Origin of the sequence: Rhizobium sp. Leaf262 (assembly GCF_001422245.1) — a bacterium.
Taxonomy (GTDB): Bacteria; Pseudomonadota; Alphaproteobacteria; order Rhizobiales; family Rhizobiaceae; genus Agrobacterium.
Window position 1 is genome coordinate 81,325 of the sequence record NZ_LMMM01000016.1, and the last position, 13,176, is coordinate 94,500.

Below are 13,176 nucleotides of genomic sequence, written 5' to 3' on the forward strand. Positions count from 1 at the left end.
GTATGTCCGTTCGTCGACTAGCCGAAGATCAGTTCCAGCCTGTGGATTTCGCGTTCAACGCGGAGAATGTCGCTTGGGCGGAAAAAACGATCCAGAAATATCCTGCGGGCCGTCAACAGTCTGCGGTCATTCCGCTGCTGATGCGTGCGCAGGAACAGGACGGCTGGGTCACCCGCGCCGCCATCGAGAAAATCGCCGACATGCTGGATATGGCCTATATCCGCGTGCTGGAAGTGGCGACGTTCTATACGCAGTTTCAGATCAAGCCCGTTGGCACCAAGGCGCATATTCAGGTCTGTGGCACCACACCCTGCATGCTGCGCGGTTCCGAAGCGCTGATGGATGTCTGCCGTCACAAGATCCACCATGATCCGCTGACACCCAATGAGAGCGGTACGCTGTCGTGGGAAGAGGTGGAGTGTCAGGGCGCCTGCGTCAACGCGCCGATGGTCATCATCTTCAAGGATGCCTATGAAGACCTGACGCCCGAGCGTCTGGAAGAGATCATCGATGCATTCGAGGCAGGCAAGGGCGACACCGTCAAGACGGGTCCACAGATCGACCGCCACCTGTCGGCACCGATCGGTCCTCTCACCACGCTGACGGAAGAGACGAAGCCGGATCGCTCCAATCTCGACAAGCCTGCCGAGGCTCCGGCTGCACCTGAAGCCGCTGCTTCGACGCCGCCATCCAATGCGGCCAAGCCGAAGACCGACACACCGGAAACCGATCCGAAGCTGAAGACGCCAGTGACCGATCCGAAAGCGTCCGAAAGCAATGCCAAGGCGGCTGCGTCGGAAGGCTCTGGCGAGGTCAAGGCCAGTCCTAAGCCTTCGCTGGAAGACACCAACCGCCCCGGCAAGATCGACAGACCTGAAAAGGTTGACGATCTGAAGCTGATTTCCGGCGTTGGTCCGAAGTCCGAGGCAACGCTAAACGAGCTTGGCATCTACACCTATTTGCAGGTGGCCGGCTGGTCTGCTGAAGAGCGTCAGTGGGTCGATCGTTATCTGAATTTCAAGGGCCGTATCGATCGCGATGATTGGGTCCGTCAGGCCGAGGCGCTCGCCAAGGGTGGCGAAGCCGAATATATCAAGGTCTTCGGCAAGAAGCCGCGGTAAGAGGTTGAATCATGTTAAAAGATCAGGATCGTATCTTTACCAATCTCTACGGCCTTAAGGACACCTCGCTGAAGGGTGTGCTGGCACGCGGTCATTGGGATGGCACAAAGCAGATCATCGAAAAAGGCCGGGACTGGATCATCAACGAGATGAAGGCATCCGGCCTTCGTGGTCGTGGTGGTGCGGGCTTCCCGACGGGCCTCAAATGGTCCTTCATGCCGAAGGAAAGCGACGGTCGTCCACATTACCTCGTCGTCAATGCCGACGAATCCGAGCCCGGCACCTGCAAGGACCGCGAAATCCTGCGCCACGATCCGCATACGCTGATCGAAGGCTGCGTTATCGCCGGTTTCGCTATGGGTGCGCATACGGCTTATATCTATGTTCGCGGCGAATATATGCGCGAACGTGAAGCGCTGCAGGCTGCAATCGACGAGTGCTATGACGCCGGTCTGCTGGGCGCAAACAACAAGAACGGCTGGGATTTCGATATCTACGTTCACCACGGCGCAGGTGCCTACATCTGTGGCGAGGAAACGGCGCTTCTCGAAAGCCTCGAAGGCAAGAAGGGCCAGCCGCGCCTCAAGCCTCCGTTCCCGGCTAATATGGGTCTCTACGGTTGCCCGACCACGGTCAACAACGTCGAATCCATCGCCGTTGCGCCGACCATCCTTCGTCGTGGCGCATCGTGGTTCTCCTCCATCGGTCGTCCGAACAACGTCGGCACCAAGCTGTTCATGGTCTCCGGCCATGTCGAGCGTCCGTGCACTTTCGAAGATGCGCTGGGCCTGTCCTTCAAGGAACTGATCGAGCGTCACTGTGGTGGCATTCGCGGTGGTTGGGACAATCTGCTCGGCGTTATCCCTGGCGGCGCATCCTGCCCCATCGTTCGCGGTGAGGACATGAAGGACGCCATCATGGACTTCGACGGTATGCGCGAAGTGAAGTCTTCCTTCGGCACCGGCGGCATGATCGTCATGGACAAGTCCACCGACGTTATCAAGGCCATCGCCCGTATCGCGGCCTTCTTCAAGCACGAGAGCTGCGGCCAGTGCACCCCTTGCCGTGAAGGCACGGGCTGGATGTGGCGCGTGCTGGAGCGCATGGTCAAGGGCAATGCGCAGAAGCGCGAAATCGATATGCTGTTCGAAGTGACGAAGCAGATCGAAGGCCACACCATCTGTGCGCTGGGTGATGCGGCTGCATGGCCGGTTCAGGCGCTGATCCGCAATTTCCGCCCGGAAATCGAAAAGCGGATCGATCAATATACCTACAGAGCCATGGATGATGGCGCTGTGCTTGAGGCTGCCGAGTAACACCGGCCAAAGTAACACCTCAAGGGTGTTGCGAGGGGCGGGGATCGGGTGTACCGGTCCCTTACATCGTTAAAGCATCTGGCGCTTTGTGAGTCTTGCCGGGTGCGATCAGGATTTGTCGGGCAACGCATGACTGTGCGGGACGGACAGGCAACAGGACGTAAGTAGGACCATGACAAAGCTCAAGGTTGACGGTAAAGAGATCGAAGTTCCAGATCATTTCACGCTGTTGCAGGCGTGCGAGGAGGCTGGTGCCGAAGTTCCACGCTTTTGTTTTCACGAGCGTTTGTCGGTCGCGGGTAACTGCCGCATGTGTCTCATCGAGGTGAAGGGCGGACCGCCCAAGCCTGCTGCATCCTGCGCCATGGGCGTGCGCGATATCCGCGGCGGCCCGAACGGCGAATTGCCGGAAGTTTTCACCAACACGCCGATGGTCAAGAAGGCCCGCGAAGGCGTGATGGAATTCCTGCTCATCAACCACCCGCTCGATTGTCCCATCTGCGACCAGGGTGGCGAATGCGACCTTCAGGACCAGGCCATGGCCTTCGGTATCGCCGGTTCGCGTTACGCTGAAAACAAGCGCGCCGTGGAAGACAAATATATCGGACCGCTCGTCAAGACTGTCATGAACCGCTGCATTCACTGCACGCGCTGCGTTCGCTTCACCACTGAGGTGGCTGGTATTTCCGAACTCGGCCTCATCGGTCGCGGCGAAGATGCCGAGATCACGACCTATCTGGAACAGGCTATGACCTCAGAGCTTCAGGGCAACGTCGTTGACCTGTGCCCAGTCGGCGCGCTGACATCCAAGCCATTTGCGTTTACCGCCCGTCCTTGGGAACTCGGCAAGACCGAAACCATCGACGTGATGGATGCGCTCGGTTCTGCCATCCGCGTCGATACCCGTGGTCGCGAAGTCATGCGCGTCATGCCGCGTGTCAACGAAGCCATCAACGAAGAGTGGATTTCTGACAAGAGCCGCTTTATCTGGGATGGTCTCAAGACGCAGCGTCTCGATAAGCCTTACGTTCGCAAGGACGGCCGCTTGCAGCCTGCGACCTGGGGCGAAGCTTTTGCCGCCATCAAGGCTGGCGTTGCCTCGACCTCCGGTGAGAAGATCGGCGCTATCGCTGGCGATCTCGCTTCCGTCGAAGAAATGTTTGCATTGAAGTCGTTGCTGGCATCGCTCGGTTCGACAAATGTCGATTGCCGCCAGGATGGTACAGCGCTTGACCCTTCGCTCGGTCGTGCCAGCTATCTGTTCAACGCCACCATCGAAGGCATCGAACATGCCGACGCGCTGCTGGTCATCGGCTCCAACCCGCGCTACGAAGCTTCCGTGCTCAACGCACGCATTCGCAAGCGTTGGCGTCGTGGCGGCTTCCCGGTCGCTGTTATCGGTGAAGCGGGCGAGCTGCGTTACGACTACGAATATCTCGGCTCCGGCACGGACACACTGTCCGATCTGGCATCCGGTTCGCACAGCTTCATCGAAAAGCTGAAGGTTGCCAAGAACCCGATGATCATCGTCGGGCAGGGCGCTCTGTCGCGTGAAGATGGTGCGGCTGTGCTGGCTGCGGCTGCAAAGCTTGCCGTTTCTGTCGGTGCAGTCTCGGGCGAATGGAACGGTTTCTCCGTTCTCCACACGGCTGCTGCCCGCGTCGGTGGTCTCGATCTCGGCTTCGTTCCGGCAGACAAGTCGGTCAATGCTGCTTCTATCGCTGCATCGTCCGAGGTTCTCTTCCTGCTCGGCGCTGACGAAATCGATCTGTCTGCAAAAAGCGCGAAGCTCACGGTTTACATCGGCTCGCATGGCGACAATGGCGCAATGAATGCCGACGTCATCCTGCCGGGTGCGGCCTATACCGAAAAGTCCGGTATCTGGGTCAACACCGAAGGTCGCGTCCAGATGGGCAACCGCGCCGGTTTCGCACCGGGTGATGCCCGCGAAGACTGGGCAATCTTGCGAGCCCTGTCGGATGTTCTTGGCCACAAGCTGCCATTCGACTCGCTGTCTGCACTGCGCGCCCAGCTTTACATCGCGCATCCGCATTTTGCCGATGCTGACGAGATTGCCGTGTCCGACGCAGCAGCGATTGAAACGCTGGCCACACAGGCTGGCACCCTGAACAAGGCGGGCTTTGCCTCGCCGGTTAAGGACTTTTATTTGACGAACCCGATTGCGAGAGCGTCCGCCGTCATGGCCGAATGTTCCGCATTGGCCCGCAACAATTTCAAGGCTGCGGCAGAGTAAGGGTAGGGGACTATGGAATCGTTTTTCTGGAGCTACGTCTGGCCAGCGCTGATTATTGTCGGCCAGTCCCTGCTTCTTCTCGTTTTGTTGCTGGTGTCGATCGCCTTCCTTCTGCTCGCAGACCGTAAGATCTGGGCGGCTGTCCAGCTGCGCCGTGGTCCCAACGTCGTTGGTCCCTTCGGTCTCTTCCAGTCTTTCGCCGACCTTTTGAAGTTCATTCTGAAAGAGCCGGTCATTCCATCCGGTGCCAACAAGGCCGTTTTCCTGCTGGCGCCGCTGGTTGCCGTGACGCTGGCTCTGGCCACCTATGCCGTGATCCCGTTCAATCAGGGCTGGGTCATCGCCAATATCAATGTCGGCATTCTCTACATCTTCGCGATCTCGTCGCTGGAAGTCTATGGCATCATCATGGGTGGCTGGGCTTCGAACTCGAAGTATCCGTTCCTCGGCGCGCTTCGTTCTGCCGCGCAGATGGTGTCCTACGAAGTCTCCATCGGCCTCGTCATCGTCACCGTTCTGCTCTGCGTCGGTTCGCTGAACCTGACTGACATTGTCAACGCGCAGCATTCGGGCATCGGCACGTCGCTCGGCCTGCCGGCATCGTTCCTGGATTGGCACTGGTTGCCGCTCTTCCCCATGTTCATCATCTTCTTCATTTCGGCCCTGGCTGAAACCAACCGTCCACCCTTCGATCTGCCCGAAGCGGAATCGGAACTTGTGGCCGGTCACATGGTGGAGTATGGCTCCACCCCGTACATGATGTTCATGCTGGGCGAATATGCTGCCATCGTTCTGATGTGCTGCCTGACGACCATCCTGTTCCTGGGCGGCTGGCTTCCCATCGTGGATGTCTGGTTCCTCAACTGGGTACCGGGTATCATCTGGTTCATCCTCAAGGGTGGCATGGTGTTCTTCATGTTCGGTCTGGTGAAGGCATTCGTCCCGCGTTACCGCTATGACCAGTTGATGCGCCTTGGCTGGAAGGTCTTCCTGCCGCTGTCGCTCGCCATGGTCGTGATTGTTGCATTCGTACTCAAGCTGACGGCGGGCGCATAAGATGTCCGCAGTCCTCGCTTGCAGATTTGGAGGTTGAGATGGCCAGTCTTTCCCAAGCCGTCAATTCACTGTTCCTCAAGGAATTCGTTGGCGCCATTTTCTTGACGATGCGTCACTTCTTCAAACAGAAGGCAACGGTGAACTACCCCTTCGAAAAGGGACCGGTCAGCCCGCGCTTCCGGGGCGAACATGCTCTGCGCCGTTATCCCAACGGTGAAGAACGCTGCATCGCCTGCAAGCTGTGCGAAGCGATCTGTCCTGCCCAGGCCATTACCATCGAAGCCGGCCCACGCCGCAACGATGGCACGCGCCGCACGGTTCGTTACGATATCGACATGGTGAAGTGCATTTATTGCGGCTTCTGCCAGGAAGCATGCCCGGTCGATGCCATCGTCGAAGGCCCGAACTTCGAATTCGCCACGGAAACCCGCGAGGAGCTGTATTTCGACAAGCAACGGCTTCTCGATAATGGCGACCGTTGGGAACGTGAAATCGCTCGCAACCTTGCTCTGGATGCGCCTTACCGTTAAGGCAGCATGATGTCTTCGGAGCGCTGCTTCGGAGAGGGTAAAACAGTCAATGCCCGTCGGTTATCGCTGGCGGGAACGAAACGGGCATGCGGCTTCAGGGTCGCGTTTGTCCGGTGAGGACAAAAAGGCACCAACATGGGTCTGCACGCTGTATTCTTTTACATCTTCGCTTTCGTCGCCGTGGCGTCTGCGTTCATGGTCATTGCTTCGAAGAACCCCGTTCATTCGGTTCTCTTCCTCATTTTGACCTTTTTCAACGCAGCCGCTCTCTTCCTGCTGACGGGCGCTGAATTCCTCGCCATGATCTTGCTGGTGGTTTATGTCGGCGCTGTGGCGGTACTGTTCCTCTTCGTCGTCATGATGCTGGATGTGGACTTTGCCGAGCTGCGCTCCGGCGTGCTGCAATATGCGCCCATCGGCGCGCTGATCGGCATCATTCTGGCTGCAGAACTCATCATCGTCGTGGGCGGCAGCGTGCTCAACCCGCAGGCGGCCAAATCGATCACCATGCCGATCCCGAACCCGCTGGAGCGCGCCAACACGGCAGCACTCGGTGACGTTCTCTACACGAACTACGTCTACTTCTTCCAGCTGGCCGGTCTCGTGCTGCTGGTGGCCATGATCGGCGCCATCGTGCTGACGTTGCGCCACCGCACCGATATCAAGCGTCAGGACATCTCCAAGCAGGTTGGTCGCGACCCCAAGACTGCCGTGACTACGGTCAAGGTCAAGCCGGGTCAGGGCATCTGAGGCGAACGGATCCAAGGAACATAGAATATGGAAATCGGTCTTTCCCATTACCTCACGGTCAGCGCGGTCCTCTTCACGATCGGCATCTTCGGTATCTTTCTCAACCGTAAGAACGTCATCGTCATCCTCATGTCGATCGAACTCATCCTGCTTGCGGTCAACCTCAACATGGTAGCGTTCTCGTCGTTCCTCAACGATATCGTCGGCCAGGTCTTCGCATTGTTCATTCTGACCGTCGCTGCTGCGGAAGCGGCCATCGGTCTTGCAATACTCGTTGTCTTCTATCGCAACCGCGGATCGATTGCCGTGGAAGACGTCAATATGATGAAGGGCTGATAAGGCTATGATCTACAAAGCTATCGTCTTTCTTCCGCTGATCGGCTTCCTGATCGCTGGCCTTTTCGGTCGCTCCATCGGTGCCAAAGCCTCGGAATATGTCACAACCGGCCTGATGATCGTCGTCGCGATCCTGTCCTGGATCGTGTTCATTGATGTTGCGCTGCTGACCCATGAAGCAGGCGAAGTCATCAAGGTGACCGTGCTGCGCTGGATCCAGTCCGGCGGCATCGATGTCGAATGGGCCTTCCGTATCGATACGCTGACGGCCGTCATGTTCGTCGTGGTCAACACGGTGTCCTGTCTCGTGCATCTGTATTCCATCGGCTACATGCACCACGATCCGCATCGTCCACGCTTCTTCGCCTACCTGTCGCTCTTTACTTTCGCCATGCTCATGTTGGTCACATCCGACAACCTGTTGCAGATGTTCTTCGGCTGGGAAGGTGTTGGTCTGGCGTCCTATCTGCTGATCGGTTTCTGGTACAAAAAGCCATCCGCTTCTGCTGCCGCCATGAAGGCCTTCATCGTCAACCGCGTCGGTGACTTCGGCTTCATCCTCGGCATTTCCGGCCTGTTCGTGCTGTTCGGCTCGGTCAATTTCGAAACGATCTTCGCAGCCGCTGGCACCTATCTGCCTGCCGATGGCGCAGCATCGACGGATGTCGTGATCAACCTGTTCGGCATGCAGCTGGACAAGGCCCATGCCATCACCGGCGTTTGCCTGCTGCTGTTCATGGGGTCCATGGGTAAGTCGGCGCAGTTCCTGCTGCACACATGGCTGCCGGACGCGATGGAAGGCCCGACACCTGTTTCGGCGCTTATCCACGCCGCAACCATGGTCACGGCTGGTGTCTTCCTCGTTGCGCGCATGTCGCCGATTTTCGAACTGTCGCAGGATGCCCTGACTTTCGTGATGCTGATTGGCGCGATCACGGCTTTCTTTGCCGCAACGGTCGGTCTGGTTCAGAACGATATCAAGCGCGTCATTGCCTATTCGACCTGCTCGCAGCTCGGTTACATGTTCGTGGCGCTCGGTGCTGGTGCTTATGGCGCTGCCGTATTCCACCTCTTCACGCACGCCTTCTTCAAGGCGCTGCTGTTCCTTTGCGCCGGTTCGGTCATTCACGCTGTGGATGGCGAGCAGGACATGCGTCACATGGGCGGTCTGCGCAAGCACATCCCCATCACCTTCTGGACGATGACGGTCGGCACCCTGGCGCTGACAGGCGTTGGTATTCCCGGCACGATGATCGGCTTTGCGGGCTTCTTCTCCAAGGACGTGATCATCGAATCCGCCTATGCTTCACACAATGCGGTCGCAGGTTTCGCCTTCGTGCTTCTGGTCGTCGCGGCGTTGTTCACCAGCTTCTATTCCTGGCGTCTGGCGTTCCTGACCTTCTTCGGCAAGCCGCGCGCTTCCGCAGATGTCATGCACCACGTCCATGAATCGCCGATGGTGATGCTGATTCCGCTTTTCGTTCTGACGGTCGGTGCAGTGCTCGCCGGTGTCGTGTTCGAAGGCTATTTCTTCGGCCATGAATATGCGGAATTCTGGAAGGGCGCACTCTTCACGCTTCCATCCAACGAAATCCTCGAAGAGTTCCACCACGTTCCATTGTGGGTCAAGTGGAGCCCGTTCGTCGCCATGGCGCTTGGTTTCGTCACCGCATGGTACTTCTACATCAAGTCGCCTGAGACGCCGAAGCGCCTGGCCGAGACCAACCGTGGCCTTTACCAGTTCCTGCTCAACAAGTGGTATTTCGACGAACTCTACGACTTCCTCTTCGTTCGTTCCGCAAAGGCGCTTGGCCGCTTCCTGTGGAAGAAGGGTGACGTCGCGGTTATCGACCACTACGGACCCAACGGTATTGCCGCACGCGTGGCTGATGTGACCAACCGCGTCGTTCGCCTGCAATCCGGTTACCTCTATCATTATGCCTTCGCGATGCTGATTGGTATTGCCGGGCTTGTCACATGGATGATGCTCGGGAGTGCCCTGTAATGACCGATTGGCCTATTCTTTCAACGGTCACCTTCCTGCCGCTCGTCGGCGTGGTGCTCCTGCTTCTGACCAATGCGAACGGTCCGTTCGGACGCCGCAACGTTCTCAACGTTTCGCTGCTGACGACCGTCTTCACCTTCATCGTCTCGCTCTTCGTCTGGATCGGTTTCGACAATTCGAACCCGGGCTTCCAGATGGTGGAAAAGCACGCATGGTTCGGTGATATTGCTGCCTATCACCTGGGTGTCGACGGCATCTCCATGCTGTTCGTCATCCTGACGACGTTCTTGATGCCCTTCTGCGTTCTGGCCAGCTGGAACGCGATCGAGAAGCGTATAAAGGAATATATGATCGCCTTCCTGCTTCTGGAAGTGGTCATGGTCGGCGTGTTTGTCGCGCTCGATACGGTTCTCTTCTATGTCTTCTTCGAAGCAACGCTCATTCCGATGTTCATCATCATCGGTGTGTGGGGCGGCAAGGATCGCGTTTACGCCTCCTACAAGTTCTTCCTCTACACGCTGCTGGGTTCGGTTCTGACCATGCTCGCCATCATGGCGATGTACTGGCAGGCTGGTACGACGGACATGACGGAACTGCTGAAGCATGGCTTCCCGGCTGGCATGCAGACGTGGCTCTGGCTCGCCTGCTTTGCGGCCTTTGCGGTCAAGATGCCGATGTGGCCTGTCCACACCTGGCTTCCCGATGCGCACGTTCAGGCCCCGACCGCAGGGTCGGTCATTCTGGCCGGTGTCATGCTGAAGCTCGGTGGTTATGGTTTCATCCGCTTCTCGCTGTCGATGTTCCCGCTTGCCTCGGACTATTTTGCGCCCTTCGTCTTCACGCTGTCGGTTCTCGCCATCATCTACACCTCTCTGGTTGCCATGATGCAGGACGACATCAAGAAGCTGATCGCCTATTCGTCGGTTGCCCACATGGGCTACGTGACCATGGGTATCTTCGCCGCCAATGTTCAGGGCGTGCAGGGTGCGATCTTCCAGATGCTGTCGCACGGTATCGTCTCCGGTGCGCTCTTCCTCTGCGTCGGCGTCGTCTATGACCGTCTGCACACCCGCGAGATTTCCGCTTACGGCGGTCTCGTCAACAACATGCCGAAATATGCCGTCGCCTTCATGGTCTTCACCATGGCCAATGTCGGTCTGCCCGGCACATCCGGCTTCGTCGGTGAATTCCTGACGATCGTGGGCGTCTTCCGCGCCAACACCTGGGTTGCGCTATTCGCGGCAACGGGTGTTATCCTTTCCGCCTCCTACGCCCTGTGGCTCTATCGCCGCGTCATTTTCGGTGCGCTGGAAAAGGAAAGCCTGAAGTCCATGCTCGACCTTTCGACGCGCGAAAAGGTCATTCTCTATCCGCTGGTGGTGCTGACGATTTTCTTCGGCGTCTATCCGGCACCGGTCTTCGATGCTACGGCAGCGTCGGTGGACCTTCTGATCAATAATTATACGGCCGCATTGCAGGCAGCGCAGAATGTTGCGCTTTCTCTGAACTGACGACAGGACCCGTAGGACATGACCGCTGAAATTCTTTTTGCCAGTCTGCGCATCGCGACGCCCGAGCTGATCCTTGCGGTCGGCGCTCTGGTGCTGCTCATGATTGGGGTCTTCTCCGGGGACAAGTCGACCAATACGGTTACGGGACTTTCCGTAGCACTGCTGGTCGTCGTCGGGCTGTGGATCATCTTTGCACCGGCCACCGGTGAGGCCTTCGGTGGCGTTTACGTCGCTGACGCCTTCGGCAACTTCATGAAGGTGCTGGCGCTGATCGGTGCCATCGTCGCCATGATCCTGTCGGTCGGTCACAGCCGCGTGGAGCCGATCGGTCGTTTCGAATTCCCCGTGTTGCTGGTTCTCGCCACGCTCGGCATTCTGCTGATGATCTCGGCCAACAACCTGATCTCGCTTTACATGGCGCTGGAACTGCAGTCGCTGGCGCTTTACGTCATCTGCGCCATCAACCGCGAAAGCCTGCGCTCGACGGAAGCCGGTCTGAAATATTTCGTTCTCGGCGCGCTATCGTCGGGCATGCTGCTCTACGGCATGTCGCTGGTCTATGGCTTTACCGGCAACACCGGCTTCAATGAAATCGCCGCCGTTCTGTCGTCTGAGACACGCTCGCTCGGCCTTGTTTTCGGTCTGGTCTTCGTGCTTGCCGGTCTGGCGTTCAAGATCTCTGCCGTTCCATTCCATATGTGGACGCCAGACGTTTATGAAGGTGCACCCACAACGGTCACGGCGTTCCTGGCGGCTGCACCAAAGGTCGGCGCCATGGCGATCTTCGTTCGTATCGTTGTCGATGCGTTCCAGCCTGTCTTTGCCGACTGGCAGCAGATCGTAGTTTTCGTTTCCATCGCCTCCATGCTGCTCGGCGCCTTCGCGGCCATCGGTCAGCGCAACATCAAGCGTCTGATGGCCTATTCGTCCATCAGCCACATGGGTTATGCGCTGGTGGGTCTTGCCGCCGGTAGCCAGTCCGGTGTTGCCGGCGTGCTGCTTTACATGGCCGTTTATATGGGCATGACACTCGGCACCTTCGCCTGCATTCTCGCCATGCGCCGCAAGGATGTCGGCAATGTCGAGGACGTCGATGATCTCGCGGGTCTGGCCTCCACCAATCCCTTCATGGCGCTCGTCATGACCATCATGATGTTCTCGCTTGCAGGTATTCCGCCACTGGCTGGCTTCTTCGGCAAGTATTACGTCTTCCTGGCCGCCATCGAAGCGCATCTCTACCCGCTCGCCGTCATCGGCGTGATCGCCTCGGTCGTGGGTGCCTATTACTACCTGCGCATCGTCAAGGTCATGTGGTTCGATGAAGCAAAGGGTGGCTTCGAAAAGGCCGCTGGTGAACTTCGCATCGTTTACGCGCTGTCCGGCCTCTTCGTTCTCGGCTTCATCCTCTTCGGTGGTGTGCTGGGCAACGCGGTGACCGCAGCTGCAAAGACGTTCTTTTGAGCGATAGACGCATGAAAACGGGCCGGGTGTCAGTCGATGACTTCCGGCACGAAGCCTTGGCCGAGACGACATCGACCAATGTGGAATGTTTTGCCCGCGCAAGGGCAGGTGATGGCGGTAATCTCTGGGTGACCGCCATCCGCCAGAGCGGCGGTCGTGGCCGTCGCGGCAGGCCGTGGGTGTCGGAACCCGGCAATCTCTACGCTTCTCTTCTTCTGATCGATCCCGCATCCATCGAGCATATCGGCTCCCTGCCGCTGGCCTTTGCGCTGGCGGTTTACCGCGCCGTGGGGGCCGTGCTGCCCGCCGGTGGCGCGCCGCTTGAGATAAAATGGCCGAATGACATTCTCATCGGACGCAAGAAGACCTGCGGCATTCTGATGGAAGCGGAAACTTTGCCGGATGGCCGCACGGCGCTCGTCATCGGTATCGGTATCAACATCGCCCATATGCCTGACAATCCTGCCTATCCCGTCACGCGGCTCGGTGAACATGGCGCGGCCTGTGCGCCGGAAGAGCTTTTCGCTCATCTGTTTCGCGAAGTCGCTTACGTTCTTCAAATATGGGACCGCGGGCAGGGTGTGGCAGAGGTCATGCGCCTGTGGCGGGCTGCGGCTTGCGGCATCGGCGAGCCGATCACGGTCAATCTGCCCGACCGTTCTATCCGCGGGCGTTTTGCCGGAATTGATGATAAGGGTTTCCTTCTGTTGGAAGAAGATGATGGTCCTGTGAGGGCCATCGCAGCCGGGGACGTATTTTTCGGTTGAACTGCGCGGTGCGAGAGCGCCGAGGTTCGACACGGTAATCTGGAGCATTCCTGCTGCTCGGTAAATGCA

General features: G+C 58.2%; 11 protein-coding genes. All 11 read left to right on the forward strand.

All coding sequences use genetic code 11. The features are described from left to right. The first annotated feature begins 2 nt into the window (after positions 1–2). The 11 genes from ASF29_RS14555 (at position 3) to ASF29_RS14605 (ending at position 13,107) form a co-directional block, all read left to right on the forward strand. On the forward strand, positions 3–1,121 hold the full coding sequence (locus tag ASF29_RS14555) for an NADH-quinone oxidoreductase subunit E (protein WP_062451387.1): 1,119 nt from the start codon (positions 3–5) through the stop codon (positions 1,119–1,121). 11 nt (positions 1,122–1,132) lie between these two features. Beyond that, positions 1,133–2,437 (forward strand): NADH-quinone oxidoreductase subunit NuoF, encoded by a 1,305-nt coding sequence (gene nuoF, locus ASF29_RS14560; protein ID WP_062451388.1) that lies wholly within the window; start codon positions 1,133–1,135, stop codon positions 2,435–2,437. A gap of 172 nt (positions 2,438–2,609) precedes the next feature. Continuing rightward, complete coding sequence (nuoG, locus tag ASF29_RS14565; protein WP_062451389.1) at positions 2,610–4,691, forward strand: NADH-quinone oxidoreductase subunit NuoG; 2,082 nt, start codon at positions 2,610–2,612, stop codon at positions 4,689–4,691. A 12-nt stretch (positions 4,692–4,703) separates the two neighbouring features. Next, on the forward strand, positions 4,704–5,747 hold the full coding sequence (gene nuoH / locus ASF29_RS14570; RefSeq protein WP_045230686.1) for an NADH-quinone oxidoreductase subunit NuoH: 1,044 nt from the start codon (positions 4,704–4,706) through the stop codon (positions 5,745–5,747). A 38-nt stretch (positions 5,748–5,785) separates the two neighbouring features. Further along, entirely contained in the window at positions 5,786–6,277 is a 492-nt protein-coding gene (gene nuoI / locus ASF29_RS14575) for an NADH-quinone oxidoreductase subunit NuoI (protein WP_003512679.1), read from the forward strand. Positions 6,278–6,412: 135 nt separating this feature from the next. Further along, complete coding sequence (locus ASF29_RS14580; protein WP_062451390.1) at positions 6,413–7,027, forward strand: NADH-quinone oxidoreductase subunit J; 615 nt, start codon at positions 6,413–6,415, stop codon at positions 7,025–7,027. Between the two features lie 27 nt (positions 7,028–7,054). Then, positions 7,055–7,363, forward strand: coding sequence for an NADH-quinone oxidoreductase subunit NuoK (gene nuoK, locus ASF29_RS14585; protein WP_042619655.1), 309 nt, complete (start codon positions 7,055–7,057; stop codon positions 7,361–7,363). 7 nt (positions 7,364–7,370) lie between these two features. Continuing rightward, positions 7,371–9,368: an NADH-quinone oxidoreductase subunit L gene (nuoL, locus tag ASF29_RS14590; RefSeq protein WP_062451391.1), complete on the forward strand. Its 1,998-nt coding sequence runs from the start codon at positions 7,371–7,373 to the stop codon at positions 9,366–9,368. Further along, complete coding sequence (locus ASF29_RS14595; RefSeq protein ID WP_062451392.1) at positions 9,368–10,879, forward strand: NADH-quinone oxidoreductase subunit M; 1,512 nt, start codon at positions 9,368–9,370, stop codon at positions 10,877–10,879. The genes nuoL and ASF29_RS14595 overlap by 1 nt, the downstream gene beginning before the upstream one ends. Positions 10,880–10,897: 18 nt before the next feature. Further along, entirely contained in the window at positions 10,898–12,340 is a 1,443-nt protein-coding gene (nuoN, locus tag ASF29_RS14600; protein WP_062451393.1) for an NADH-quinone oxidoreductase subunit NuoN, read from the forward strand. An 11-nt stretch (positions 12,341–12,351) separates the two neighbouring features. Then, positions 12,352–13,107: a biotin--[acetyl-CoA-carboxylase] ligase gene (locus tag ASF29_RS14605; RefSeq protein WP_062451394.1), complete on the forward strand. Its 756-nt coding sequence runs from the start codon at positions 12,352–12,354 to the stop codon at positions 13,105–13,107. Positions 13,108–13,176: the final 69 nt, after the last annotated feature.